The sequence below is a fragment of the Candidatus Poriferisodalis sp. genome (assembly GCF_965221945.1).
Lineage (GTDB): Bacteria > Actinomycetota > Acidimicrobiia > Acidimicrobiales > Poriferisodalaceae > Poriferisodalis.
This window is the reverse complement of sequence record NZ_OZ244925.1, coordinates 2,878,395-2,904,375: the sequence shown is the minus strand read 5'-3', so window position 1 is coordinate 2,904,375 and position 25,981 is coordinate 2,878,395. Positions and strand designations below refer to the sequence as shown.

The window sequence follows — 25,981 nt, the reverse complement described above, 5'->3', positions numbered from 1 at the left end:
CGCGTAGGCGTGATGTTGGATTCATGCTGCCGGTTTGTGTTGGTGTCGAGTTTCGAACTCGACCGGTGTCAGCATGCCAAGCGAGGTGTGCCGTCGCTGCCGGTTGTGCCAGATCTCCAGATACTCGAAGATGGCGTTGGCCAGCTCGATGCGCGTGTGCCAGCGCTTGCGGTCCAATAGCTCGACTTGCATCCGGGACCAGAACGACTCGATCATCGCATTGTCGTAGCTTTATCCGGCCAATCACGGCTTGGGTTGGGGCGTGGTTCGGTTGGCCGGTCGGTTAGTTGGCTTTGCGGCGGGGTTGGCGGTGTTCGAGGTGGCGGAGCCGTTCTTCGTGGTTTCGGGTTCGGTCGGCGAGTGCTTCGAGGCCGGTGCGCAGGTGGGCGATCTCGGCGGCGAGTGCGGTGAGGGTGTGGGGGTCGTGGCTGTGGTGGCGGTGTTCGTCGACGATGGCTCGGAGTTGGGGGTTGCGGTAGAGGGTGGTGCGGCTGATGCGGGCGTGTTCGGCGACGGCGGTGAAGGTGATCGCTTGGCCGTGGTTGGCGAGGCGGGCGCAGGCGGCTTCGACGGTTTCGACGTTGGTGGTCATGGGGTGTTGGCGATGAGCGTGTCGAGGCGGTCGAGGAGGCGTCGGTGCCGGTCGGTTTCGTCGATCCAGCCGCGTGCTTGGGCGTCGGCGAGGAGTGCTTGGGTGTCGACGCGTTGCGCGGAGAGCACGGCGGCCGACGCGGCATCGGTGCGGAAGCTGGGGCAGTGCTCGCAGATGTTGGCGTAGGGGCAGGCTCCTTGGGCGGGGGCGCGTAGGCAGTGGCCGCCGGCGAGGCGCGCTTTGATGGCCGGCGCGACGCGCCAGTCGTCGGAGGTGCCACCGTTGGCGGTGACGGGGATGCGCGGCCGGCCCGTTGGTGTGGGCATGGCGCCGATGCGGCTCTTGGCCAAGTCGAGGGCGCGTTCGTATTCGGCGCGGACGGTGGCGTCGAAGAGGTGCGCGTAGCGCAGGCTCATCTCGGCTGAGGCGTGGCCGAGGAGGGCCATGAGCGCTTGGAGGGAGACGCCGGCGTTGATCAGGGCGGTGGCGTAGGTGTGGCGGAGCTGGTGGGGGGTGACGTGGCCGATCCCGGCGGTCTCGGCGCTGCGGGCCAGTTCTGTGCGGACCGCGGTCTGCGACAGCCGGCGCCCGTGGTGGGTGAACAGGAACTGGGTCGCTCGGGCGGTGCGTGGATGCCGCAGCGGCTGACCCGCCGAGCGGGTGGCGGTGATCCGGTCGATGAGAGCGACGGTCTCGTCGTCGAGGGGGACCATGCGTTCGGTGTCGAGCTTGCCGAGGGGGACCTTCAGCCAGGCGCCGTGGCCGCTGATCTCGTGGACGCATTCCAGCTCGAGGTCGAGGAGTTCGCCGATGCGCAGCCCGACGGCTCGGGCCAGCAGCAGCGCGTCGGCGGCGAGGCGATAGGCGGAGGCTTCGAGCGCTTCGGTGAGTCGCCGGTCGGCGTCCACGGGCAGATAGCGGGGCAATGGCCGCGGCTGGCGGGGATGATCGGACCGGAAGATCAGCTTCCGGGCGGGGGCGTCGTCCCAGCCCCACTCGGTGATCTCTGCGAGCATGTGGCCGACAGCGCGGATCCGGCGGTCCTGGTCGGCGACGGTAATGGCCCGCCCGTTCTTTGATGACACTGCGTGGGCGACGGAGTTCAGGTAGGGCTCGATGTGGCGTTGGCGGCTCAGCCCGGCGAGCGATTCGAGCTCGGGGTCGTGTTCGGCGAGGAACCGGCCGAAGTGGGCGAGTCGGGTGGCCAGACTGGACACGGTCTTGGGCCGACAGGTTCCGCTCTTGCGTTGGAGGTAGGCGGCCATGGCGGAGCGCAGGCTCGGGCCGCAGTCGGCCAGCCGAGCCTCGAAGGTGTCCGGCTGCTGGTGGGGTTCGGGTGGTTGGGGGACGATGTCGAGGTGGAACAGCACCGTGTGGGCGCACACGAGCGCCCCCCGGTAGTGCCGCCAGCGTTGTCCGGTCGCAGCCTCGCGTGCCCGGCACGCGTCGGCCAGCGTCTCCATGTCGCCGATGGTCAACTGTTCGAGTGGGCGCCCGGTCTGGATCAACAGCCGGCCGGCCGACTGGGACGCGGCCCGCTTCGCCTGAATCTGGGTGAACCCGACCGCCACCGCGGTGTCGCAGAACCGACCCATGTCGGCCTCGAGCGGCGAGCTGCGGATCTCGCGCCACAAGCTCGACAGCTTGCGTGACACCAGCCAGTCCCAGCCCGGCCGCAGCCACCGGTGGGTCATCAAGAACATCAGCAGCGACATCGTCGAAGGCGGCAGCACCAGCCGGGCGCGCAGGGGTTGGCCGGCCCAGGCCTGCGGGTCGGGCCAGCGGTCCAGGAATGCCCGGGCCGCCCAGTCCGAGGCCGGGTTCCCCCGGCCGGTGGCGCGCTGGCGGTCCCGCCACGCCGCCAGCAGCTGGCCCGGTGCTGGGACCGGCACCGGTTCAGGTGTTGGCGCGTTGGCGGCGGCGGGCAGCATCGAACTCGGCCTTGACATGGGCGGGGGCAACATGGATGTAGCGGGCGGTGGTGTCGATGTGGGCGTGGCCCAACAAGGCCGCCATCACGGCCAAGTCCACGCCGGCCTCGGCCAAAGCGGTGCCGAAGGTGTGACGCAACGCGTGGGGATGCGCGGCCGTGATGCCGGTGATCTCGCGGTGATAGCGAAAGATGCGCCGCAGCCCCGCCGGGGTGAGCGGCTGCCCGCGGGTGGGGCCCTTGGCCACGACGAACAGCCTGGCGCTGGTCGTCTCAGGGCGCTCGGCGAGCAGGTAGGTCCCGATCACCCCGGCGACGTCGACGTCGAGCGGGACCCGGCGCTCCTTGCCGCCCTTGCCCGACACCAGCAGCCAGCGGGCGCCGATGTCGACATCGGCGACGTCGAGGGCCAACACCTCCGACGAGCGCAACCCGCAGAACACCATCAACCCGGCGATGGCCCGGTCCCGCCACGCTCGCAGGCTCTCCAGCAGCGCCACGACCTCTCGGCCGTCGAGCGTGCGCGGGAGCCGCCTGGCGTCGCGGACCCGCAACGGCGAGCGCCGCCTCGGCGCACGCGACACGTGGGCGAGCATCCCGCCCCGCTCACCCGCCGACGCTCGCTTGGCCTCCCGGCCCGCAGGCACCGGGTTCGGCGCGTCCGGGTCGCGCATCGACCGGAACGAGAACAACCCCGACACCGCAGCCAAGCGCAGGTTGATCGTGGCCGCAGACAACGTGTCGGTCCGGCGGCCGTCGAGCCCGACCACGTTCGTACCGCCGGGCCGGCCGGCCACCCGCTCGCTGCGGCACGCGGTCAAGAACCCCAACAACACATCCGTCGTGACCTCGGCCAGATCCAAGTCCTCGGCGCCGAGCCAGCGGCACAACGCCAACAGCCCGAACCCGTAGGTGCGGATCGTGCGCGGCGAGTAATTCCGGTCAACCAGATACGACAGATAGTCGTTCACCAACCCGAACCGGCCGGCGCTGTCGCCGGCAAGCTGCCAGCCAACCCCAGTCCGCTCGAGGAACAACCCGCCATCCGGCACAGCCACATCTGTAACGCCCAGCGAACCACAATGCAAGCATTACCCAGCCCCAACCGGGCACTCATCTACCAGCCCCACAACAAATTGGCCGGTTAACAGGCAATCGCCGACCGAGCCCATCGAGGGCAGCAGCCCCGAGTCGATTGCCCGCTGGGTGAATGCCCAGGAGGTGAACTGGCTGGACTCAACCGGTCGTCGCAACACCGGCTTGTTGTAGCGAGCGTAGGTGTTCGTCGAGGGCTTCTGCTGGGGTCTTCCATCCGAGGGTCTTGCGTGGCCGGGTGTTGAGGGTGTGGGCGACGGCTTCGATCTCTTCGGCGGTCCATCGGGACAGGTCGGTGCCTTTGGGGAAGTATTGGCGCAGCAGTCCGTTGGTGTTCTCGTTGGTGCCGCGCTGCCAGGGGCTCTTGGGGTCGGCGAAGTAGACCGCGATGTCGGTCTCGACGGTGAACGCGGCGTGGGCGGACAGTTCCTTGCCGCGGTCCCAGGTCACCGAGCGGCGCAGCTGCTCGGGCAGTGTGGTCATTGATGCTGCGAGAGCGTTCTTCATGGTGATGGCGCCGTAGCCGGCGAGGGCTGGGCCGTTCTTGGTGCGGGCGATGACGCCGTAGCCGTGTTCGCGTGGCAAGTGGATCAGCATCGTGAAGCGGGTGGTGCGCTCGACAAGGGTGCCGATCGCTGAGCGCTTCAGACCGATCACCAGATCGCCTTCCCAATGTCCGGGCACGGCCCGGTCCTCGACCTCGGCGGGTCGTTCGCTGATCATCACCTCCGGGGTGACATGGGCCCAGGCCCTCTGGCGGGCTCGGGCCCGAGGAACCCTCAGAGCCCTCCCCGAGCGCAGGCACGCGACCAGCTCGCGCTTGAGCGCACCCCGGCCTTCGACGTAGAGCGCCTGATAGATGGCCTCGTGGCTGATGCGCATGGACTCATCATCGGCGAAATCGGCCTTCAGGCGGTTCGAGATCTGCTCGGGGCTCCAGCCCTGCACCCAGCGGCGGTCACCACGATGAGGCTTGTTGCGGCCCTGCCACTTCGGGCCCTCAGGCCCCAAGGCGCGACCGCCGGGCGACCGAACCGCGCCCGAGAGCCGCTCAGCCACACAGCTGCGAAGCCGTTCATTGCCAGCGAGCTTCGCTGGCCTCGGACGACGAGCGCGCCGCTCTGCGTGCCACTGCGCGATCGTCGCCTTGTACTCGAGCCGGAACGTTCTCGTCGACGCGTTGCGGCGAAGCTCCCGCGAGACCGTCGACGGGCTGCGATCGAGCCTGCGGGCGATCTCACGCACACCGAGGCCCTGGGCCCGGAACAACGCGATGTCCTCACGCTCGGCAAACGACAGATACCGGCCCGACACCGTCGGGGACAAACATGGGTTCACCCCGCCAGCGTGACGGAACCACCGGAACCCAACGGGGGATGACACCCCCGCTTGTGCCGCCGCGTCCTCGGTCTTGTCGCCGCCAGCGATCGCCGCCCAGAACCGAACCCGGTCCTGCCGCCACGCGACCGTCGGCCGACCCGGCGACGGGATCTGCCCCCGATACAACTGGACCTCGCGCTGCCGCTCCCGCATCGTCCCCATCTCGCACCTCCACAATCGAGGTGTTGCGACGACCGGTTGAGTCCAGCCTGGGTGCCTTGGTCGCTGTGAATCACGGTCTCACCCGGTGTCGGGCTGCGGCCGTCGATGGCCATGCCCAATGCGTTGGTGACCAGTGCGGCGGTCTGTCGGGAATCGATGGACCAGCCCACGACCCGTCGGCTGAAGGTGTCCAGCACCACCGCGCAGTAGACCTTGCCTTCGCGGGTCGGGTGCTCGGTGATGTCGGTCACCCACAGCTGATCGGGCCGGGGTCTTGCGAAGTCGCGGTCGACGAGGTCCGCCGCGGTAGCAGTGTTCGGGGCCTTGCGATGCTTGGGCCGTCCCGAGATGCCGCGCAGCCCCGCCCGCCGCATCAGCGTCTCGACGGTCTGGCGGCACACCGCTATGCCCCGACCCAAGGTGAGCTCGCCGTGAACACGCTTGGCGCCGTAGGTCTGTCGGGAATCGGCATGGATCTCCGCGATGATTCCCGCCGGCTGCGCGTGACGGATCGACCGCGCGGACCGCGGACGACTCATCCAGCTGTAATAGCCCGACACCGACACACCCAAGAGTCGGCACGCCACCTCGACCGGAAGTCCTTCTGCGGCGATCACTCTGATCGCCGCGTACCGCCTTTTGGGTCGCCGTCCCCCTTCAGCAGCTCGGTTGCACGACGATGGATCGCCAGCTCGGTCTCAAGCTCACGGACCCGCTTGCGCAGAGCCACCAGCTCGGCATGCTCAGCGGTCCTCATGCCGGGCTCGACCCCCGCATCGATACGCGCCTGGCGGCGCCACGTGTAGATCGACTGGCCGCTGATCCCCAGCTCAGCCGCAACCGCCGCGACCGGACGGCCAGCGTCGACCAAATCGATCACACGCCGCCGGAACTCTGCCGGATACCCCTTCGGCGCCATGAAGCCTCCTCACAGCTCATGACAGCAGAATCCAGCATCGCCCCCGCGCGAAACCCAGGGAGCACCACCCCACACCCCACACGACACGGTCCCCGCCGCCTGCCAGACGCGCAGTTGTGACACTGGTAGCTTTCACCTCGGAGATGCCCCCCTGAACTCGAAGATGCGTTCTTTGCAGATATGCATCGTCGCAGGTCAGAGGGGCTTTTCCGCGGACCCAGACAACCCAGACCGCCCGACTTGTGAATAATCAGGGCTAAAAGGGCAATCACTAAGTTCTCGCTCGCCGTATGAATTTGTCGACATGTCGGTGAAGACGGCTTACGACAGCGACTGGAAGGAAAGGGTGCGGACCCGAATAAGACGGTCCCACGGTGTGATCGTTTTGGCCAGCAAGAATTCGCTCTCCTCAAGCGGGCAAAAATGGGAGATTCGATGCGCGAAAGAGGAGGAGAAGAAGATCCTCGGGATCTGGGCGTATCGCAATGATCGCACGAAAATCGCTGGTGTATCCACGAAGGTGTGGAACGACGTGAATATCAGCAGCTTCATCGATTCGCTATAGAACAATGCGCAAGGCTCTGATTGTTGGCATCGACGAATACACCCACATCGGAAGTTTGCACGGCTGTGTCAAGGACGCCTGTGCCGTCGAGAACGTACTTGGGCGAAATGTAGACGGGACCCCAAATTTCGCCAATCCGCGACTCCTCGTCGCCACAGACACAACGAGCACGCTCTCAAAGCGCGACCTGAAGGAAGCGGTAAGGCAGCTCTTCATGGGCGATGCTGACATTGCGCTCTTCTACTTCGCGGGACATGGCTTTATCGATGAAACTGGAGGGTTCTTGTGCGCAAGCGACTGCGCAGACGGCGACGACGGCCTAGCTCTCGCCGAACTTGTGACCCTTGCGAACACCTCCGCGGCCCGCAGCAAAGTAATTATTCTTGATAGCTGTCATGGAGGTGTCGCTGCAAACAACGCACTAACGAAGGGTCTAGCTGAGGTAACCGATGGAACCACGATCCTGACGGCGTCAACGGAGCATCAATACGCGATGGAGACCGCAGACGGTGGGGGTGTTTTTACGGACCTGCTTGTAGATGCGCTCAGCGGCGCGGCCGCGAACCTCGTTGGCGATATTACTCCAGGGAGCGTGTACGCGCACATAGATCAATCTCTAGGGCCATGGGCGCAACGCCCCGTATTCAAGACTAATGTTAAACGGTTTGTGTCTCTCCGCACGGCGACACCACCGGTTGCACGTGAAGATCTACATGAACTGATTCAGCTGTTTCCAGATCCCGAGGCTCCATATCAGCTTGACCCTTCCTACGAGCCTGACCCGAGTTTGACGGGTGTTTTGCGTTTTGGCAGGTCAGTGGGGGCGCGCGGGTTGGTGTTTCCACTACATCGGTTCTGGGGAGGGGGTACGCGTTAGTGGATGCGGGCTTTGTCCCAGGTGCGTGTGGGGGTGTGGGTGGCGGCGAGGATCTGGTTTTGGAGGGGGCTGCGGCGGGTGGTGAGGGTGATGTGCTTGTCGTGGGCGGTGAGGCGGACTTGGCGTATGCGGTCGAGTTCTCGCAGGGCTCGGGCGGCGGTGAGGTGCTGGTCGGGCTGGTCGGGGTCGGCGATGTGGGCTGTTTGGAGGTCGCGTGAGATGAGGGTCTCGGCCAAAGCGGCGTAGACGCACACGGCGATGTGGCCGCGGACGCGTTTTTCGGTCCAGTGCCGTATGGGGCGCAGCCGCAGGAAGTCCTTGAGGGTCCGGAACCGGTCTTCGACGTCGGCGAGCTGACGGTAGGCGGCGACGACGCGTGCGGTGGGGGCCTGTTGGGCGTCAAGGCTGGTGGTGAGCACGTAGCGGCCGGCGAGGAGTCTCTCGTAGGCGTGAGCGTGTTCGTCGTAGTGGTAGACGAACCGGCCGGGCGCGATCTCGAGGTCGAACAGGGCGGCGACGCCGCTGGGCCCCAGGACGCGCTGCGCGGCGCGTCCGATCAGGGCGGGGTCTGCGAGCCGTCCGGCCCGGACTCTGTGTTCGAGGGCGACCAGGCCGGCTTCGGCGCGGGCGACGAGCTCGGCTGTGCGCCGCGTGTCGCGTCGGGCGCGGGCGTCGGACTCCACGACTATGGCTCGGGTGCCGTCGGCGAGGACGGCCTCGGCGGCGCGGCACCGACAGGCGGCCACGTCGGTCCAGGCGGTGTCGGCGCCGATGGTCTCGAGGGCTTCGCGGCAGGCCTTGTCGCGGTGCAGGCGGGTGGCGAGCACGTGGTCGCAGCCGGCGTCGGCGACCGCGGCGACGTTGCCCGCCGAGACCAGGCCCCGGTCCGCGACCACGCAGATCCTCCCGACCGCGAACCGCTCGGTGAGGTCGGCGAGCACGCCGGGCAGCGTGGACGCGTCGTTGGTGTTCCCGGCGAACACGTGGTGCGCGATCGGGACGCCGTCGCCGGTGCACAGCAGCCCGATCACGACCTGGGGCCGGTCCGGGCGCCGGTCGCGCGAATAGCCGAACGCCTTGGACCCGAACCGCTCCGAGGGACCCGTGGAGCCCTCCAGATAGGTCGAGGTCAGGTCATAGCACACGAACCGCAGGTCCAGGCTGGTCAGGTCGCACAGCCGACCGAACAGGAACTCCTCGGTCGAGTCCTTGACGTCCGCGACGGCGTCCAGCGCCCGGTAGTACTGCGCCGGCGACGGAGCGGACCACCCCTCGGGCATGACCACGTCGGCTGCGGCCCACTCGGGCAGCCGCCGCTTCGAGCACGGCGCGACCAGCCGGTTCGCCGTCATCGCGAACACCGCGTCGCCCAGCCGGTCGGCGCCGCGCGCCGATCCCGCCTCGGCGAACCAGCCGCCCAGGCCCAGCCGCTCCCACACCGCCGCCGCGCACGCCACCCCGCCCGCCGCGGGCGCCCCCTCGGCCTCCACCGCCCCAGGATCGACGCGTTCGCGTTCCAGATGGGCCTCCAAGGCTGCGACGATGCGCTCGAGCTGGCCCGAGCGTCGCAGCGCTGAGGCCTCGCCCAGCCGCAGCAGCGTGCGGTGCCCGACCTTCGCGCCGTCGCGCACCGACTCCACCAAAGACAGATACTCATACGTCTTGTCGCCCCTGCGCCGCCTCGTCGTCTTCACGAACACCCCAGCAGCATAACACCCACCACTCCCGCCAAGCTGCAAATGTCGCCCCTACAAAACCATCACGGAACAACCTCGCCGCACCCAAACCCGCAGGTCACAAACCCGACACCCGCCCAACACGCACCCCAACCCGTCAAATTCGGGCCTGAGCGCTCGGACGAAGAATCCAATCGACCCACAATGCCCCTCCCCGATCCCGAACACAACGCGAAGTTCAAGATCCTCCAGAATCTGGTGAAGGTGAACTTAGTACGGCCAGTCGGAGCACCGCACATGTGGCATGCAGCGATGGAAAGCAAGGCATGTGAGCTCACAATCCTCGGTCGGCACTACTGGTCACTCGTTAACAAGAGTCTGATCTGAGAATTTGCTACGCTTTGTTTTTTCAGCGTGGGATGACGTGGTCGCCCCCAGTTGATCGATCACCTTGGGATCCTACGGCGAGCCGTAGATCAGCGTGAAGGAACGCTCGCTTGGGATGTATCAGCAGTCTGGGACATCTGCCTATGTGATGCCGCTTCGTCGGATCTCGATTCAGCGGCATTGATGCCCCATGACGTGGCAGCAACTAATGCGGCGAGGAGCAACAGGGATAGTCCGCGTGAGAACCATGCACGTGCTTGCATCAGGTCGGTGTGTTTCTTCTTTGAAGTCCACAGAGCGAGTCGTCGGCCGGCCTCTTCTTCCTCGACCACAGTGACGACGGATTCTCGCGGTCCAGGCTGGGCAAGATCCTGCCCCTTAGCGTGCCTATAGAATCCAACGCGGTCAATCTGAGTGGCCTCGAATGCCGCTATTGCAAGAGATGCGAATGCTCCAGCCACAGGCGCCACGAGTGTAAGAAGCCAGAGGCTGTGTTCAAGCGCGAACTGCAGTTGATAGCCCGTGAGCGCTGCCGACACAGCGACAGTCGTGAGAGCTGTGCGGAGCAGGCGTGCCGCTTTGTCCTCCGCCGTGCGGGCAGCTGCTATTGATTCATCGTTTGCGCGGCGTACGACGGAGAGGGCCTCAGGAGATCTTGCCGCCAAGGACGCCCACGGCGGTGCCGCATATACAGGTGCGCGTGTACCATCATTGCTTGGTGCCTTGCCGGCGCGGCCTAGATCCCACAAGATGCGCTTGTGGGGCCTAGCCCAGTGCCCAGCAGTGAGTTCGGTTCGGGGCCTCTCACAGAGGTGGTCAGCGAGTGCCGGGGGAATGACGTCTTGCGAACCGCGGAGAAATGCCCATGCTCCTGCTGGATTTGCTTCCAAGAAAACCGGGCCTTCGGGTGTATCGAGCCAGTCTTGTACGCACGTCGTAAGACCAAGTGCAAGACATAAATCTACCGCGTCTTGCTTGATCGATTGATACGCTACGTGCTCGAAGTCGAGACCACTCGGGTCGACAGCACGCCAGTCGATTGTGTCAGCCTCGCGAATTCGCCGCCATGTCCAAGCTTGATTGCCGATAACAACAACCCTGAGGTCGGCCACAGCGGAAACGACCAATTCTTGAAGTAGCACGGGTAAAGCATTGACGTTGCTGAGGTCATCGTGTGCAACTTCACTGACGTGCGGGACGATTCCTGCGCCTGGAGAGAGAGGCTTGGCTATAAGGCGCAAGTCGTTACAAAGACGCGTCGCCTCCGTGAGGTCATTGGTCACGAGCGATCGGGGAATCCTAATTTGTAGCCTGGATGCCGTGCCAAGTTGATACAGCTTGCGTTCAGCGCGGGCGACCCTGTGCGGCTCGTCGACCCATCTGACTCCGCAACTGACCAAACCGCCGATCAAGATATGGGGTGTTTCGTCGCGTACCAGTTGTGCCTCATCGGTGTCGAATCCATCGACGTTGGGAGACCCGAGTCGGTGATACCACACAGAGGTCGAGGTTGACACCTGCCACTCCGCGGCGTCACGACGGACTCGAAACTCACCGGGTCGAATGTTCACGGTCGAGCCAAGGAGACCTGATGCATCGAGACGCAGACAGGTTGCCCCACGTGTAATCACGGCATGCTCGACTAAGTCCGCATGTCGGCCACCGGGGTTGTCCAGTATCAGGACATCGAGTTTGGCCATCGTACGTGGGGGCACCTGGTATCTAGTCGGCGCTCTCACCTCGAGTACGCGTGTCGTCCTCACCGTTGGCGGCCGCCTCTCCGCGGACCCTGGTTACGTCGCGCTTTGGCGGATCGGGTCGACGAGGTGATGGCCGTGACGGTTCGGGCCTCTTTGGTGCAGGTCGTGCAGGTGGTCGGGTCGGATTCGGAATCGGCCGATTTGCATCGGTGATTGTGGCTGTCTCGCCGCGCGCGTCGGTCACTCCCCGCACGGCAATGACGCTGTGGTCAAGTAGCTCTGGGCTTGTCGTCCGGGTACCGCCATGCAAAGCGAGGTCAGCCGGTGGCTCTGGTGGTGGCTCGGGAGTTTCTCCACGCACGAAGGTGTCGTCTCCGTTGCCTCCGGGATTCTCTTGACCGTCCCAGAGTCTGCCCAGTACCGTTCTACGTCTCATGTCCGAAGACTACCGCCATGTGGTTTGCATACAACTTGCCTTGAGGCCACAGCTCGCACGAGGCGTCAGACCGCTCCAGGGCACATGCCTTTCGTGCCGTTGCGGCTGATGGGCCGCCGTCAACTTCGGCCTTGCTGGTTCCTGGTACGCAATCTGGGTCGAGTCGTACGCCCGGGCAGCGTACGGCACCGGCAGCGTGTGACTCGGTAGTGCTGCGACACCGTTGGTGGATCGGCTGAAATGGGTGGCCATGGTGACGGGTGAGCTGAAGCGGCAGATCGATGCGGTGTGGAACGACTTCTGGTCGGGGGGCATGGCCAACCCTCTCGCGGTGATAGAGCAGCTCACCTACCTGCTTTTCATTAAGGCGCTCGACGAGCAGCAGACTCTTGCCGAGAACAAGGCGAACCGCACTGGCGAGCCGATCGAGGACGACATCTTCCCCGAGGGCGAGGAGTTCCGGCCGGAGGGCCGGGCCGAGGGCCGGGCCTACCGGGATCTGCGCTGGTCGAGGTTCAAGAACTTGCCCCCAGCCGAGATGTTCGACGTCGTCGAGAACTACGTATTCCCTTTGCTGCAAGTGCGAGCCGGTCAGAGTACCCACGCCAAGCACATGCGCGACGCCCGTCTCGCGATCCCCACGGCTCGACTGCTGCAGAAGGCAGTCGATGGCCTCGACGCGGTGCCGATGGCCGACCGGGACACCAAGGGCGATGTGTACGAGTACATGCTCTCCAAGATCGCGAGTGCGGGGCAGAACGGGCAGTTCCGGACGCCGCGGCACATCCTCCAACTGATGGTTGAGATGATGGCACCTCAGCCTGACGACGTGATCTGTGACCCAGCCAGTGGAACGTGCGGATTCTTGATCGGAGCCGGGGAGCATATCCGTCGCGAACACCCGAGTGCTCTCAACCGCTCCTCGATGTCGCGGCACTTCCACAACGGGATGTTCTCCGGCTACGACTCCGACCCCACGATGCTGCGCATCGGGTCGATGAACATGCAGCTCCACGGTGTGCAGAACCCCGACATCAGCCACCGCGACTCGCTCTCCGACCCGAGTTTGACGGGTGTTTTGCGTTTTGGCAGGTCAGTGGGGGCGCGCGGGTTGGTGTTTCCACTACATCGGTTCTGGGGAGGGGGTACGCGTTAGTGGATGCGGGCTTTGTCCCAGGTGCGTGTGGGGGTGTGGGTGGCGGCGAGGATCTGGTTTTGGAGGGGGCTGCGGCGGGTGGTGAGGGTGATGTGCTTGTCGTGGGCGGTGAGGCGGACTTGGCGTATGCGGTCGAGTTCTCGCAGGGCTCGGGCGGCGGTGAGGTGCTGGTCGGGCTGGTCGGGGTCGGCGATGTGGGCTGTTTGGAGGTCGCGTGAGATGAGGGTCTCGGCCAAAGCGGCGTAGACGCACACGGCGATGTGGCCGCGGACGCGTTTTTCGGTCCAGTGCCGTATGGGGCGCAGCCGCAGGAAGTCCTTGAGGGTCCGGAACCGGTCTTCGACGTCGGCGAGCTGACGGTAGGCGGCGACGACGCGTGCGGTGGGGGCCTGTTGGGCGTCAAGGCTGGTGGTGAGCACGTAGCGGCCGGCGAGGAGTCTCTCGTAGGCGTGAGCGTGTTCGTCGTAGTGGTAGACGAACCGGCCGGGCGCGATCTCGAGGTCGAACAGGGCGGCGACGCCGCTGGGCCCCAGGACGCGCTGCGCGGCGCGTCCGATCAGGGCGGGGTCTGCGAGCCGTCCGGCCCGGACTCTGTGTTCGAGGGCGACCAGGCCGGCTTCGGCGCGGGCGACGAGCTCGGCTGTGCGCCGCGTGTCGCGTCGGGCGCGGGCGTCGGACTCCACGACTATGGCTCGGGTGCCGTCGGCGAGGACGGCCTCGGCGGCGCGGCACCGACAGGCGGCCACGTCGGTCCAGGCGGTGTCGGCGCCGATGGTCTCGAGGGCTTCGCGGCAGGCCTTGTCGCGGTGCAGGCGGGTGGCGAGCACGTGGTCGCAGCCGGCGTCGGCGACCGCGGCGACGTTGCCCGCCGAGACCAGGCCCCGGTCCGCGACCACGCAGATCCTCCCGACCGCGAACCGCTCGGTGAGGTCGGCGAGCACGCCGGGCAGCGTGGACGCGTCGTTGGTGTTCCCGGCGAACACGTGGTGCGCGATCGGGACGCCGTCGCCGGTGCACAGCAGCCCGATCACGACCTGGGGCCGGTCCGGGCGCCGGTCGCGCGAATAGCCGAACGCCTTGGACCCGAACCGCTCCGAGGGACCCGTGGAGCCCTCCAGATAGGTCGAGGTCAGGTCATAGCACACGAACCGCAGGTCCAGGCTGGTCAGGTCGCACAGCCGACCGAACAGGAACTCCTCGGTCGAGTCCTTGACGTCCGCGACGGCGTCCAGCGCCCGGTAGTACTGCGCCGGCGACGGAGCGGACCACCCCTCGGGCATGACCACGTCGGCTGCGGCCCACTCGGGCAGCCGCCGCTTCGAGCACGGCGCGACCAGCCGGTTCGCCGTCATCGCGAACACCGCGTCGCCCAGCCGGTCGGCGCCGCGCGCCGATCCCGCCTCGGCGAACCAGCCGCCCAGGCCCAGCCGCTCCCACACCGCCGCCGCGCACGCCACCCCGCCCGCCGCGGGCGCCCCCTCGGCCTCCACCGCCCCAGGATCGACGCGTTCGCGTTCCAGATGGGCCTCCAAGGCTGCGACGATGCGCTCGAGCTGGCCCGAGCGTCGCAGCGCTGAGGCCTCGCCCAGCCGCAGCAGCGTGCGGTGCCCGACCTTCGCGCCGTCGCGCACCGACTCCACCAAAGACAGATACTCATACGTCTTGTCGCCCCTGCGCCGCCTCGTCGTCTTCACGAACACCCCAGCAGCATAACACCCACCACTCCCGCCAAGCTGCAAATGTCGCCCCTACAAAACCATCACGGAACAACCTCGCCGCACCCAAACCCGCAGGTCACAAACCCGACACCCGCCCAACACGCACCCCAACCCGTCAAATTCGGGTCCGAGGACCACGCTGGTGATGCTGATTCCTACAGCCTGATCCTCGCCAATCCGCCCTTCACCGGATCGCTCGACTACGAAGCCACTGCCAAGAACCTCCTGCAGGTTGCGAGGACGAAGAAGACCGAGTTGCTGTTCGTTACGTTGTTCCTACGGCTGCTGAGGGCCGGCGGAAGGGCAGCGGTCATCGTTCCCGACGGTGTGCTTTTTGGCTCGACGAAGGCGCACCAAGAGCTTCGCCGGATCCTCGTTGAGGATCAGAAGCTTGACGGCGTCGTTTCACTGCCTGCTGGTGTGTTCAAGCCCTACTCCGGAGTTTCGACCGCAATTCTGCTGTTCACCAAGACCAACTCCGGCGGCACCGACCTCGTCTGGTTCTACGACCTCCAAGCCGACGGCTACAGCCTCGACGACAAGCGCACGCCGCTGCTCGACGAAGCCAAGCTCGGTGCACTCGCGGCTGAGCCGTTGGCCGAGGACGAGCACTTGAACAACAACCTCCCTGACGCGCTCGCCCGTTGGCAGGAGAGAAACGGCGCGGAGTTGGAGCGGGCACCGATCGAGCAGTCATTCTGTGTTCCCAAGGCCGACATCGCGGCAAACGACTACGACCTCAGCATCAACCGGTACAAAGAGATCGTGCAAGACGAGATCGACTATGCGTCACCCGCTGTGATCATTGGCGAACTCGAGGCGCTGGAGGAAGAGATTCTGTCGGGCCTGGACGAACTCCGAGCAGTGCTTGGATGAAGACCGTTCCAGTTGGCGATTTTGCGATGCAGGTTGATTATGGAGTCACCGCGTCTGCATCCAAGGATCCGATCGGTCCCAAGATGCTTCGGATCACCGATATCCAAGAATTCGGGGTCAATTGGGCCACAGTGCCTCACTGCGCAGGCAACACGAAGGGCGTGCAAGCTCGCCAGCTCGAGAAAGGAGACATCGTCTTTGCCCGAACTGGGTCAACGGGCAACAGCCTGCTCATTCGTGACTGTCCAGAAGGGGCCGTCTTTGCGTCCTACTTGATTCGACTGCGAGTGCAACCAGAGGCCGCGGACCCGGGCTACGTGAGTCATTTCTTTCGTTCTCCGGGCTACTGGCGACAGATCGCCAGCGCCTCAGACGGCGGGGTTCAGAAGGGAGTCAATGCATCGAAACTGAAGAAGCTTCTCGTTCCGCTGCCGCCGATTGAAGAGCAGCGGCGGATTGCGAGGGTGTTGGATGCGGCAGATGCGCTCCGGGCGAAGCGGCGGGAGGCGCTGGCCAAGCTCGGCACGCTGACGCAAGCCATCTTTATCGACATGTTCGGCGACCCAATCCGGAACGAACGCGGCTGGCCAGTCCGCTCCCTGAGAGAAGCGTGTTCGAGAATCCAGATCGGCCCGTTCGGCTCCCTGCTGCACAGGAGCGACTATGTCGAGGGAGGTATCCCGCTCGTCAACCCGATGCACATCGTCGACGGTGTCATCACGCCGCATCGTGAGCAGACGATCAACTCTCAGAAGTACACCCAGCTGATGCCGTACCGCATGGAAACGGGTGATGTCGTCATGGGGCGGCGGGGTGAGATGGGCAGGGTTGCCATAGTTGGTGAACATGAAGCTGGCTACGTCTGCGGTTCGGGCTCCCTCTACATGCGCCCTGATCTCGACTACGCCATCCCGCAGTACATCGCTGCTGCGCTGTCCAGTGCTCGAGGTCGGCGTCGTCTGGAGAACTCGGCGCAAGGGGTGACCATGCTCAACCTGAACAGTGACATCGTTGGGAGCTTCATGCTCGGATTGCCTCCCATCGAGCTTCAACTGGAATTCTCTGCGATGTTGACGGCGCACAGCGAGTTGAAGGCTGAGCTACGCAACCACGCGTCGGCGCTTGATGAGCTATTTGCATCCCTGCAGCAGCGGGCGTTTCGGGGTGAGCTGTGAGCGAGTCGCAGTTCTCGTTCCTCGAAGCTGAGTTTCGGCCCGAGTTCGAGTCTGCGTCGCGGGCCGAGGGGTACTCGCTTTCGGACCCAGGTGCAGCCGTCATCTATGCGCGGAAGTGCCTGGAGTCCGGTGCCAGGTGGATCTACCAGCATGACCGGTCGCTGCCTCAGCCGTATGACGACTCGCTCAACGCGCTGCTGAATGAGCCGGCGTTCAAGGCGTTGGAGGGTGGCCGGGTCTTCGAGGTAGCGCGCAAGATTCAGCGAGCCGGGAACCGTGCGGTGCATGAGTCGAAGGCGCCGTCGAAGTTGGAGGCGGTCGAGATCGTCTCGGCACTGTTTCGATTCTGCTTCTGGCTGGCCTTCACTTACGGACGTACCTCGAAGCCGAAATCGTCGCTGCGCTTCAATCCGCACCGGCTGCTCGACGCCGGCACGACTGGGCAGGCGTCGCTGCGTGAGCGCCAGCAGCTTGAGGAACGGCTCGCGCACGAGTCAGCGGAGCTCGCCGTTGCACAGATCCGGTTGGCCGAATCGACCCAAACTGCCGACGAGCTGAACGCCGAACTGGCGAAGCTGCGGACGGAGGTCGCCGCGGCGAAGAAGAAGGCTGTCGAGACGGTTCCGCCCGAGGCGTTCGACTGGTCCGAAGCTGAGACGCGCAAGTTCAAGATCGACGCCTTGCTGGCTGAGGCGGGCTGGACCGGTCTCACCAAGGGCCACGACATCGAGTACGAGGTCCGCGGCATGCCGACGGACTCGGGCGTGGGCTACGTCGACTATGTGCTGTGGGGCGCCGATGGGCTGCCGTTGGCGGTGGTGGAGGCCAAGCGGGCACTGGTCGATCCTCAGGTGGGCCAGCAGCAGGCGAAGCTGTACGCCGACTGCTTGGAGAACCAGACCGGGCAGCGGCCGGTCATCTACTGCAGCAACGGTTACGAGCACTGGCTGTGGGACGACACCCAGTACCCGGCCCGGCGGGTGCAAGGGTTCGCCACCCGCGACGAACTGGCGTTGCTCATCGGGCGGCGTACCGCCCGCACCTCGCTGGCGTCGCTGGCCATCAGCAAGCTGATCGTGAACCGCCCCTACCAGCAGCGGGCCATCCGCGCCATCGCAGAGCACTTCGAGCGGGACAATCAACGCAAGTCGCTGCTGGTGATGGCCACCGGCGCAGGCAAGACCCGAACGCTGATCGCGTTGACGGATTTGTTGATGCGCGCCGGATGGGTGAAGCGGGTACTGTTCCTGGCCGACCGCACGGCGCTGGTGAACCAGACGGTGAACGCGTTCAAGGCGCACCTCCCCGATGCGGCGCCGGTGAACCTGGTGACCGAGGGCAACGTGGACGGCCGGGTGTACGTGTCCACCTATCAGACGATGGTCGGCAAGATCGACGAGTACCGGGCCGACGGGACTCGCCGGTTCGGGGTGGGGTACTTCGACCTGGTGGTGATCGACGAGGCGCACCGGTCGGTGTACCGCAAGTACCGGGGCATCTTCGACTACTTCGACTCGCTGCTGATGGGCCTGACAGCCACCCCAAAGGATGAGGTCGACAAGAACACCTACGATCTGTTCGACCTCGAGACCGGGGTGCCCACCGACGCCTACTCGCTGGACGAAGCCATCGCCGACGGCTTCCTGGTGCCGCCCCGAGGGGTGTCCGTGCCTCTCAAGTTTGTGCGCGAGGGCATCAACTACGACGAGCTCAGCGAGGACGAGAAGGACCAGTGGGACGAGCTCGACTGGGGTGAGGACGACGACGGCAACCCGCTGGAACCGCCCAGCGAGGTGGATGCGGCGGAGCTCAACAAGTGGCTGTTCAACAAGGACACCGTCGACCGGGTACTTGAGTACCTGATGACCGATGGCATCAAGGTGGCCGGCGGCGACCGGCTGGGCAAGACGATCATCTTCGCCAAGAACCAGCGCCATGCCACGTTCATCAAGGAACGCTTCGACGCCAACTACCCGGCGCTGGACGCCGGGAACTTCGCTCGGGTTATCACCCACCAGACCAAGTACAGCCAGAGCCTCATCGACGACTTCTCCAACCGGTCCAAGGCGCCGCACATCGCGATCAGTGTGGACATGCTGGACACAGGCATCGACGTTCCCGAGGTGGCCAACCTCGTGTACTTCAAGCCGGTGCGCTCGAAGACCAAGTTCTGGCAGATGCTCGGCCGTGGCACCCGGTTGTGCCCGGACCTGTTCGGCCCCGGCAGGCACAAGACGCACTTCAAGGTGTTCGACTTCTGCGGGAACCTTGAGTACTTCAGCCACCCGCTGGAGAATGCGGAGGCTTCGAGCGGGAAGTCGCTGAGCGAGATTCTGTTCTGCGCTCGGCTGGAGCTGTTGCAGGCGCTCGACGGCATAGCGGCACTCGGCGATGAGCGGGCTGAGGTCGCGGCCACGCTGCATCGGACCGTGGAGTCGATGAACCCCGACAACTTCTTGGTGCGGCCCCACCTGGAGCTGGTGGAGCGGTTCAGCCGCCTCGATGCGTGGGAGACGGTCTCGCTTGGGGACCTTGCGGCGCTGGCGGATCGGGTGGCCAAGCTGCCTGACCAGCTCGACGGCGACAGCGAGGAAGCCAAGCGCTTCGACGTGGTGATGCTGAACGCCCAGCTGGGCCTGCTCACCTATGTGCCATTCGAACGGCAGCGCACCCGCATCCTCGGCATCGCGTCTGCGCTGGAGGACCTCGGCACCGCCATCCCAGCGGTGGCTGCGCGGCTGGAGCTGATCTTGGACATCCAGACCGACGAATGGTGGGCCGATGTCACCTATCCGATGCTGGAGGATGCCCGCAAGCGGCTGCGTGACCTCGTTCACCTGATCCAGCACACCGCCAAGAACGTGCTCTACAGCGACTTCACCGACGAGCTCGGCCAAGCCACCGAGGTGGAGCTTCCCGGCACCGGTGGTGGCGGTGGCGCTGGTGGTATGGACGGCGGCGATGCTGGCGACGGGACCGGCGGTGCGGGCAGCGACGAGTTCGCCCAGTTCCGCAAGAAGGCGCAGCACTTTCTCACAGAGCATCTGGCCGAGGGCGTGGTGGCCAAGGTCCGCAGCGGCGAGCCGCTTACCCCGGCCGATATGGACGACCTGCAGCGAGTGCTCGTGGCCGCGGGCATCGGCGACACCGACACGTTCGCCGAGGCGTCAAGGCGTGCGGGCAGCTTCGGGCTGTTCATCCGCTCGCTGGTCGGCTTGGACCGGGCCGCTGCCAAGCGGGCCTTCGCCAAGTTCCTCGACGACAAGCGCTACAGCGCCAACCAGATCCGCTTCGTCGAGATGGTCATCAACTTCCTCACCGAGCACGGTGCCATCGAAGAGCGCCGCATCTACGAGTCGCCCTTCATCAGCGTGGCGCCCGAGGGACCCGAAGCGCTCTACGTGCCCGACGACAGCGACGAGTTCTTCGAGATCGTCAAGCACTTCCACGACACTGCTGCGGTCTGAGCCTGCATCGACGTGTTGCCCGTTCCACTCAGCGTCCGCATTGGCTACTCCGGCAGATTATCGTTCCGCCTGACCACGTACTTGGGGCCTTGCAGGCCAATCGGTCCCACGTCCCGTGGCCCACGGTCCCTGCTCCTCGCTAGCGTGGCGGCTGAGGCGTCCGCGAACATCGGACGAGACACAGCGTTTGCCCCAGTTGCGGCAACAATCGACCGGAATCACCTCGACAAATGAACACCCATCACCCACAGCAGGACAAGGATCTTCGGGAAGTTCACTCCCAGCATCCCATAATAGGACTTCGGTACCCTGCTGAGGCGAAAGCACTGGGACAGGATTTCGCATCATGAATGGTACGCCGATTGTCCCCGCCCCTCCTACGACGCAAGACAGTGCTCGAGAATGGGCCACCAATCGCCTCGTGGCGATGGAGGAGATGCTGGATGCAGACGGCTTAACGATTATTTCTCCAATGCAACAAGGCGTAGAGCACCGCGCAAAGATCGCAATTGAGGCCCGTCAGGATCGTAGAGATAACCTATTCGTCATTATTGACACACCAGGTGGGGTAGTAGAAGTTGTAGAGCGTATCGTGCGAGTATTTCGGCAACACTATGCAGAAGTGCAGTTCATTGTTCCAGACAAAGCCATGTCGGCTGGTACTGTGCTGGTTATGTCAGGCGACCACATCCTGATGGACTATCACTCTTGCCTAGGACCGATCGATCCTCAACTAGTACTTGACAACCGCCTGGTACCTGCACTCTCATACCTCACGCAATATGAGAAACTGATAGCCAAGAGTGAGAACGAGTCACTTTCTACAGCTGAACTCGTCTTGCTGCAGAAACTAGACTTAGCAGAACTCCATCAATTTGAACTAGCTCGCGACCTCTCGATTGAATTGTTGAAGCAATGGCTTGCTAGCTATAAGTTCAAGGACTGGACGACGACTGAGACGAGACGCAAAGCTGTTACCAAACAGATGAAGGAAGATCGCGCCAGCGAGATTGCGCGAAAACTGAGCGATCAGACCCGCTGGTTGACGCACGGTCGAGGAATTGATATGAAGACGCTACGAGATGAGCTAGACCTCAAGATAGATGATCTAAACGACCGGCCGGATTTGAAACATGCCGTGTGGGACTACTTCTGGTTTATGCGCGACCACATGGCTGGAAATGGCAACGAGTCTTTCGTACATGCAATCAACTTCTTTTAGTCTCAGAATGGGATCAGGGCAAATGAAGCGCAAACTTATCGAAGAAATCACGGGTTCTAATCCCGACGTAGATGGAACCGCCATTGAACGCTGCGATCAAGCGGCCAGACAGCTTGCTGATGCAGGAATTGTGTTAGGTGGATATAAACTCGGACCTGCCCTAGGCGGCACAATCCTTGATGGCCCGATCTTGACCTCGGTATATGAGGAGCAGAACTCGCAGCAGGCGTAGCAGGAAGAGGACGCAAACGTATAGAGAATGTCCCCATTCGTGGTTGGGAATATTGAAGCCGCAAGACCTTAGGCGCAATGACCCGAGGACCTCTGAATCTGCAACTGAGCATTGGCCTCGAGTCTTGCGGAAATATGGAGGTATCGCTCCAATGCGGCAAAGCTCTTATGTCTACACACCAGCGGAAGTCCATGGTCAAATGAGTCCGAAGGCCGGTGGCGGCATCGTGATTACTTTCGACACCAGCGATCTGACCCGAGTTTGACGGGTGTTTTGCGTTTTGGCAGGTCAGTGGGGGCGCGCGGGTTGGTGTTTCCACTACATCGGTTCTGGGGAGGGGGTACGCGTTAGTGGATGCGGGCTTTGTCCCAGGTGCGTGTGGGGGTGTGGGTGGCGGCGAGGATCTGGTTTTGGAGGGGGCTGCGGCGGGTGGTGAGGGTGATGTGCTTGTCGTGGGCGGTGAGGCGGACTTGGCGTATGCGGTCGAGTTCTCGCAGGGCTCGGGCGGCGGTGAGGTGCTGGTCGGGCTGGTCGGGGTCGGCGATGTGGGCTGTTTGGAGGTCGCGTGAGATGAGGGTCTCGGCCAAAGCGGCGTAGACGCACACGGCGATGTGGCCGCGGACGCGTTTTTCGGTCCAGTGCCGTATGGGGCGCAGCCGCAGGAAGTCCTTGAGGGTCCGGAACCGGTCTTCGACGTCGGCGAGCTGACGGTAGGCGGCGACGACGCGTGCGGTGGGGGCCTGTTGGGCGTCAAGGCTGGTGGTGAGCACGTAGCGGCCGGCGAGGAGTCTCTCGTAGGCGTGAGCGTGTTCGTCGTAGTGGTAGACGAACCGGCCGGGCGCGATCTCGAGGTCGAACAGGGCGGCGACGCCGCTGGGCCCCAGGACGCGCTGCGCGGCGCGTCCGATCAGGGCGGGGTCTGCGAGCCGTCCGGCCCGGACTCTGTGTTCGAGGGCGACCAGGCCGGCTTCGGCGCGGGCGACGAGCTCGGCTGTGCGCCGCGTGTCGCGTCGGGCGCGGGCGTCGGACTCCACGACTATGGCTCGGGTGCCGTCGGCGAGGACGGCCTCGGCGGCGCGGCACCGACAGGCGGCCACGTCGGTCCAGGCGGTGTCGGCGCCGATGGTCTCGAGGGCTTCGCGGCAGGCCTTGTCGCGGTGCAGGCGGGTGGCGAGCACGTGGTCGCAGCCGGCGTCGGCGACCGCGGCGACGTTGCCCGCCGAGACCAGGCCCCGGTCCGCGACCACGCAGATCCTCCCGACCGCGAACCGCTCGGTGAGGTCGGCGAGCACGCCGGGCAGCGTGGACGCGTCGTTGGTGTTCCCGGCGAACACGTGGTGCGCGATCGGGACGCCGTCGCCGGTGCACAGCAGCCCGATCACGACCTGGGGCCGGTCCGGGCGCCGGTCGCGCGAATAGCCGAACGCCTTGGACCCGAACCGCTCCGAGGGACCCGTGGAGCCCTCCAGATAGGTCGAGGTCAGGTCATAGCACACGAACCGCAGGTCCAGGCTGGTCAGGTCGCACAGCCGACCGAACAGGAACTCCTCGGTCGAGTCCTTGACGTCCGCGACGGCGTCCAGCGCCCGGTAGTACTGCGCCGGCGACGGAGCGGACCACCCCTCGGGCATGACCACGTCGGCTGCGGCCCACTCGGGCAGCCGCCGCTTCGAGCACGGCGCGACCAGCCGGTTCGCCGTCATCGCGAACACCGCGTCGCCCAGCCGGTCGGCGCCGCGCGCCGATCCCGCCTCGGCGAACCAGCCGCCCAGGCCCAGCCGCTCCCACACCGCCGCCGCGCACGCCACCCCGCCCGCCGCGGGCGCCCCCTCGGCCTCCACCGCCCCAGGATCGACGCGTTCGCGTTCCAGATGGGCCTCCAAGGCTGCGACGATGCGCTCGAGCTGGCCCGAGCGTCGCAGCGCTGAGGCCTCGCCCAGCCGCAGCAGCGTGCGGTGCCCGACCTTCGCGCCGTCGCGCACCGACTCCACCAAAGACAGATACTCATACGTCTTGTCGCCCCTGCGCCGCCTCGTCGTCTTCACGAACACCCCAGCAGCATAACACCCACCACTCCCGCCAAGCTGCAAATGTCGCCCCTACAAAACCATCACGGAACAACCTCGCCGCACCCAAACCCGCAGGTCACAAACCCGACACCCGCCCAACACGCACCCCAACCCGTCAAATTCGGGTCTGAGCACCAGAAAACCTCTTTGCCGGACTTCGCGGTACGGCCTGTGCTGTCACATCCACCAATGACGGTTACTAGCGGGTATCTCGAAGCTAACGAATCTCCGCCCGAATGCCCGCGGTGCGGTGTCGAGATGGTTTAGCGAACCGCTCGAAGGGGAGCGAATCAGGGCAGCCACTTCTATCGATACTCGATCTTTCCGAAGCGCCGGGACGTGGTCCCACCTGAGCGCTCCGAGGCGGCCACCAGCGGTGCCGGGGACCAGTCCGGTCCTGCTTCTGCGGGACCTAGCGATGTCCGCGAGGTTGCCGAGCCGGCTGTCGACGCTGAACCAGGCGTGCTGGACACGCCCGACAGTGGCAGCGAACGACGCCGCTTGCGCGACAAGCTCGCCACGGCTGCCATCGGCACGGTCAAGACGGTCGACAAGATCCGGCGATCCGTGCTGGAGTCCGAGGAACCGGACGCATCGGGTCGTTGGAGTCCCGAGCATCGCCGCAAGTTGCTTCGCTACGTCTACGAGCGAGACGGTCGTCGCTGCGGAGTGTGCGGTGCCGAGACACGCATCGACGCTGCCCACGTGGAGCACATCGTCCCGAAGATCTTCGCCTTCTTCGACATCAGCAAGGCCGGCAAGGCGGTGCAGGGCACTCGGTACAAGAGCCTGCTGCACAAGCTGGACAACCTCCAGGCGTCCCACACCTACTGCAACAAGAACAAGGGCAACACGTCGGACGTGACCCGCTGGCGGCATCCGACGATGCCCCCGCTCGCAGTGGCACTCGCCGAGGACCTTGCCGAGTTCCGGGTGCCGCAGGAGCCAGTCACGGGCCACTAGCCGGAGTTGCGCTTTGTGGGACCTCGTCGACGCCACTGAATCCGGTCTCTTGGTTGTCATACCTTGGCCCTACGGTGGGCGCGTGGCTGACAAGTCGGCGATCGAGTGGACCGAGGCGACGTGGAACCCGACCACGGGATGCGATCAGACGTCCCCGGGATGCGACCACTGCTACGCGCTCACGTTGTCGAAGCGGCTCAAGGCGATGGGCTCGCCGAAGTACCAGAACGATGGCGACCCACCGACGAGCGGGCCCGGTTTCAAGTTGACTCTGCATCCCTCGTCGCTCGACGTGCCTCGTCGGTGGAGCGCACCGCGGCTGGTCTTCGTGAACTCGATGAGCGATCTCTTTCATGAAGACGTAGCGTTGGAGTACATCGCGCAGGTCTTCGAGGTGATTCGGGAGACGCCCCAGCACACCTACCAGGTGCTCACGAAGCGAGCGCAGCGGCTGAGCCGGATCGCAGACAGCCTCGACTGGCCTTCGAATTTGTGGATGGGCGTGAGCGTGGAGTCACGCCGGTATGCGTTCCGGATCAAGCATCTCCGCAGGGTTCCAGCCGCCGTGAGGTTCGTGAGTGCCGAGCCGTTGCTGGGCCCACTCGGTGAGCTGGATCTTGCGGGCATTCACTGGGTGATCGCCGGCGGCGAGTCTGGAACGAATGCACGGCCCATGGAATTGGAGTGGGTCACAGAGCTCCGTGATACCTGCACCTCCGCCGGCGTGGCTTTCTTCTTCGAGCAATGGGGAGGGCGAACCCCCAAGGCCGGTGGCCGGGAACTCGAAGGCGAACTGTGGGACCAGCTCCCCCTCAAGGCCGCCATGTCCAACGGCCACCGTAAAGAGACGATGGCCGTCGTCTAGGGCAAGCATTCGCTGGCCTTCCGGAGATGGCCCCGAACGGCGCATCACCCCGCAACAGCCTCGGAAGTTCGAGAGCGAGTATCAGGTGAGCTAATATAAGTTCGGCTGATGCAAGCTTGGGACGTCGAGTACACCGACCAGTTTCATCAGTGGTTCCAAACGCTCGCCGCAGAGACGAAGGACTCCTCTGATGCCGAGCACAAAGAACTTCAGAGAACTGCGAGATGAAGCCCGGCTTGATCCTGAGCGTGCTCGACGGATCGATGAGGCCAAGTTGCGCGCGGTCTCCGAGATCACGACGTACGCGCTGAGCGATCTCCGAAATGCGCTCGGCGTGACGCAGGCCGAACTGGCGGCGATGATCGGCAAGTCGCAATCGGCGGTTTCGCAGATCGAGAGCGGTGAGATCGGCCTGTCGCTTGGGCTGCTCAAGTCGATCGTCAGGCAGCTGGGTGGCGAGTTGGAGATAGCTGCCGTGTTCAGGGATGGTCGCGTTCTGATCGATGCCTGATTCGGGTC

18 protein-coding genes and 4 pseudogenes are annotated in these 25,981 nt (G+C 64.8%); 11 read left to right on the top strand and 11 right to left on the bottom strand.

Annotated elements, in window-relative coordinates:
- Positions 1 to 21: 21 nt before the first annotated feature.
- From ACOQPH_RS13525 to ACOQPH_RS13495, 7 genes and pseudogenes are all read right to left on the bottom strand, one after another.
- A pseudogene (locus ACOQPH_RS13525) lies at positions 22 to 225 on the bottom strand (IS3 family transposase); the annotation flags it as partial.
- Positions 226 to 283: 58 nt separating this feature from the next.
- A complete protein-coding gene (locus tag ACOQPH_RS13520; protein WP_420621899.1) occupies positions 284 to 592 on the bottom strand; it encodes a DUF6262 family protein in 309 nt (102 codons plus the stop codon).
- Positions 589 to 2,541, bottom strand: coding sequence for a tyrosine-type recombinase/integrase (locus ACOQPH_RS13515; RefSeq protein ID WP_420621898.1), 1,953 nt, complete (start codon positions 2,539 to 2,541; stop codon positions 589 to 591). The genes ACOQPH_RS13520 and ACOQPH_RS13515 overlap by 4 nt, the downstream gene beginning before the upstream one ends.
- Positions 2,489 to 3,580, bottom strand: a complete 1,092-nt coding sequence (locus ACOQPH_RS13510; RefSeq protein ID WP_420621897.1) for a tyrosine-type recombinase/integrase — start codon at positions 3,578 to 3,580, stop codon at positions 2,489 to 2,491. Before ACOQPH_RS13510 ends, ACOQPH_RS13515 begins: the two co-directional genes overlap by 53 nt.
- Positions 3,581 to 3,758: 178 nt before the next feature.
- Positions 3,759 to 5,159, bottom strand: a complete 1,401-nt coding sequence (locus ACOQPH_RS13505) for an IS30 family transposase (RefSeq protein ID WP_420621183.1) — start codon at positions 5,157 to 5,159, stop codon at positions 3,759 to 3,761.
- Positions 5,160 to 5,206: 47 nt separating this feature from the next.
- Positions 5,207 to 5,776, bottom strand: a pseudogene (locus ACOQPH_RS13500) (IS3 family transposase); the annotation flags it as partial.
- Positions 5,773 to 6,078: a transposase gene (locus ACOQPH_RS13495; protein WP_420621896.1), complete on the bottom strand. Its 306-nt coding sequence runs from the start codon at positions 6,076 to 6,078 to the stop codon at positions 5,773 to 5,775. The gene ACOQPH_RS13495 and the pseudogene ACOQPH_RS13500, both read right to left, overlap by 4 nt.
- 256 nt (positions 6,079 to 6,334) lie before the next feature.
- Between ACOQPH_RS13495 and ACOQPH_RS13490 the strand changes: the two are divergent.
- Together ACOQPH_RS13490 and ACOQPH_RS13485 are read left to right on the top strand one after the other, a co-directional pair.
- Positions 6,335 to 6,643: pseudogene (locus tag ACOQPH_RS13490) on the top strand (TIR domain-containing protein); the annotation flags it as partial.
- A gap of 4 nt (positions 6,644 to 6,647) precedes the next feature.
- Positions 6,648 to 7,520 (top strand): caspase family protein, encoded by an 873-nt coding sequence (locus ACOQPH_RS13485; RefSeq protein WP_420621895.1) that lies wholly within the window; start codon positions 6,648 to 6,650, stop codon positions 7,518 to 7,520.
- On the opposite strand, the gene ACOQPH_RS13480 is transcribed toward ACOQPH_RS13485, so the two are convergent.
- Positions 7,517 to 9,220, bottom strand: a complete 1,704-nt coding sequence (locus ACOQPH_RS13480; RefSeq protein ID WP_420621888.1) for an IS1634 family transposase — start codon at positions 9,218 to 9,220, stop codon at positions 7,517 to 7,519. The genes ACOQPH_RS13485 and ACOQPH_RS13480 overlap by 4 nt on opposite strands.
- A 452-nt stretch (positions 9,221 to 9,672) precedes the next feature.
- On the bottom strand, positions 9,673 to 11,283 hold the full coding sequence (locus tag ACOQPH_RS13475; protein WP_420621894.1) for an ATP-grasp domain-containing protein: 1,611 nt from the start codon (positions 11,281 to 11,283) through the stop codon (positions 9,673 to 9,675).
- Positions 11,284 to 11,945: 662 nt separating this feature from the next.
- On the opposite strand from ACOQPH_RS13475, the gene ACOQPH_RS13470 reads away from it, so the two are divergent.
- Positions 11,946 to 12,875 (top strand): type I restriction-modification system subunit M, encoded by a 930-nt coding sequence (locus ACOQPH_RS13470; RefSeq protein WP_420621893.1) that lies wholly within the window; start codon positions 11,946 to 11,948, stop codon positions 12,873 to 12,875.
- On the opposite strand, the gene ACOQPH_RS13465 is transcribed toward ACOQPH_RS13470, so the two are convergent.
- Complete coding sequence (locus ACOQPH_RS13465; RefSeq protein ID WP_420621888.1) at positions 12,872 to 14,575, bottom strand: IS1634 family transposase; 1,704 nt, start codon at positions 14,573 to 14,575, stop codon at positions 12,872 to 12,874. The two genes, ACOQPH_RS13470 and ACOQPH_RS13465, sit on opposite strands and share 4 nt — an antisense overlap.
- Positions 14,576 to 14,719: 144 nt before the next feature.
- Here ACOQPH_RS13465 and ACOQPH_RS13460 point away from each other — a divergent pair.
- From ACOQPH_RS13460 to ACOQPH_RS13440, 5 genes and pseudogenes are all read left to right on the top strand, one after another.
- Positions 14,720 to 15,469 (top strand): annotated as a pseudogene (locus ACOQPH_RS13460) (HsdM family class I SAM-dependent methyltransferase); the annotation flags it as partial.
- Positions 15,466 to 16,644, top strand: coding sequence for a restriction endonuclease subunit S (locus ACOQPH_RS13455; protein WP_420621892.1), 1,179 nt, complete (start codon positions 15,466 to 15,468; stop codon positions 16,642 to 16,644). The pseudogene ACOQPH_RS13460 and the gene ACOQPH_RS13455, both read left to right, overlap by 4 nt.
- Positions 16,641 to 20,111 (top strand): DEAD/DEAH box helicase family protein, encoded by a 3,471-nt coding sequence (locus ACOQPH_RS13450; RefSeq protein WP_420621891.1) that lies wholly within the window; start codon positions 16,641 to 16,643, stop codon positions 20,109 to 20,111. The genes ACOQPH_RS13455 and ACOQPH_RS13450 overlap by 4 nt, the downstream gene beginning before the upstream one ends.
- Before the next feature lie 427 nt (positions 20,112 to 20,538).
- Complete coding sequence (locus ACOQPH_RS13445) at positions 20,539 to 21,333, top strand: SDH family Clp fold serine proteinase (protein WP_420621890.1); 795 nt, start codon at positions 20,539 to 20,541, stop codon at positions 21,331 to 21,333.
- A gap of 22 nt (positions 21,334 to 21,355) precedes the next feature.
- Positions 21,356 to 21,565 (top strand): hypothetical protein, encoded by a 210-nt coding sequence (locus tag ACOQPH_RS13440; protein ID WP_420621889.1) that lies wholly within the window; start codon positions 21,356 to 21,358, stop codon positions 21,563 to 21,565.
- A 347-nt stretch (positions 21,566 to 21,912) separates the two neighbouring features.
- Here ACOQPH_RS13440 and ACOQPH_RS13435 read toward each other — a convergent pair whose 3' ends face one another.
- Entirely contained in the window at positions 21,913 to 23,616 is a 1,704-nt protein-coding gene (locus ACOQPH_RS13435) for an IS1634 family transposase (RefSeq protein WP_420621888.1), read from the bottom strand.
- Between the two features lie 357 nt (positions 23,617 to 23,973).
- Here ACOQPH_RS13435 and ACOQPH_RS13430 point away from each other — a divergent pair, with 357 nt between their 5' ends.
- From ACOQPH_RS13430 to ACOQPH_RS13420, 3 genes are all read left to right on the top strand, one after another.
- Positions 23,974 to 24,597 (top strand): HNH endonuclease, encoded by a 624-nt coding sequence (locus ACOQPH_RS13430; RefSeq protein WP_420621887.1) that lies wholly within the window; start codon positions 23,974 to 23,976, stop codon positions 24,595 to 24,597.
- A gap of 82 nt (positions 24,598 to 24,679) precedes the next feature.
- The gene (locus tag ACOQPH_RS13425; RefSeq protein ID WP_420621886.1) at positions 24,680 to 25,462 is read left to right on the top strand and encodes a DUF5131 family protein; all 783 of its coding nucleotides are present in this window, start codon (positions 24,680 to 24,682) and stop codon (positions 25,460 to 25,462) included.
- A 190-nt stretch (positions 25,463 to 25,652) separates the two neighbouring features.
- Positions 25,653 to 25,973, top strand: a complete 321-nt coding sequence (locus tag ACOQPH_RS13420) for a helix-turn-helix domain-containing protein (RefSeq protein WP_420621885.1) — start codon at positions 25,653 to 25,655, stop codon at positions 25,971 to 25,973.
- Positions 25,974 to 25,981: the final 8 nt, after the last annotated feature.

Excerpts from the sequence above, each read along its gene's own strand:
- ACOQPH_RS13520 (WP_420621899.1), bottom strand. The coding sequence starts at position 592 with ATGACCACCAACGTCGAAACCGTCGAAGCCGCCTGCGCCCGCCTCGCC.
- ACOQPH_RS13515 (WP_420621898.1), bottom strand. The coding sequence starts at position 2,541 with ATGTCAAGGCCGAGTTCGATGCTGCCCGCCGCCGCCAACGCGCCAACA.
- ACOQPH_RS13505 (WP_420621183.1), bottom strand. The coding sequence starts at position 5,159 with ATGGGGACGATGCGGGAGCGGCAGCGCGAGGTCCAGTTGTATCGGGGG.
- ACOQPH_RS13495 (WP_420621896.1), bottom strand. The coding sequence starts at position 6,078 with ATGGCGCCGAAGGGGTATCCGGCAGAGTTCCGGCGGCGTGTGATCGAT.
- ACOQPH_RS13485 (WP_420621895.1), top strand. The coding sequence starts at position 6,648 with ATGCGCAAGGCTCTGATTGTTGGCATCGACGAATACACCCACATCGGA.
- ACOQPH_RS13475 (WP_420621894.1), bottom strand. The coding sequence starts at position 11,283 with ATGGCCAAACTCGATGTCCTGATACTGGACAACCCCGGTGGCCGACAT.
- ACOQPH_RS13455 (WP_420621892.1), top strand. The coding sequence starts at position 15,466 with ATGAAGACCGTTCCAGTTGGCGATTTTGCGATGCAGGTTGATTATGGA.
- ACOQPH_RS13445 (WP_420621890.1), top strand. The coding sequence starts at position 20,539 with ATGGAGGAGATGCTGGATGCAGACGGCTTAACGATTATTTCTCCAATG.
- ACOQPH_RS13440 (WP_420621889.1), top strand. The coding sequence starts at position 21,356 with ATGAAGCGCAAACTTATCGAAGAAATCACGGGTTCTAATCCCGACGTA.
- ACOQPH_RS13420 (WP_420621885.1), top strand. The coding sequence starts at position 25,653 with ATGCCGAGCACAAAGAACTTCAGAGAACTGCGAGATGAAGCCCGGCTT.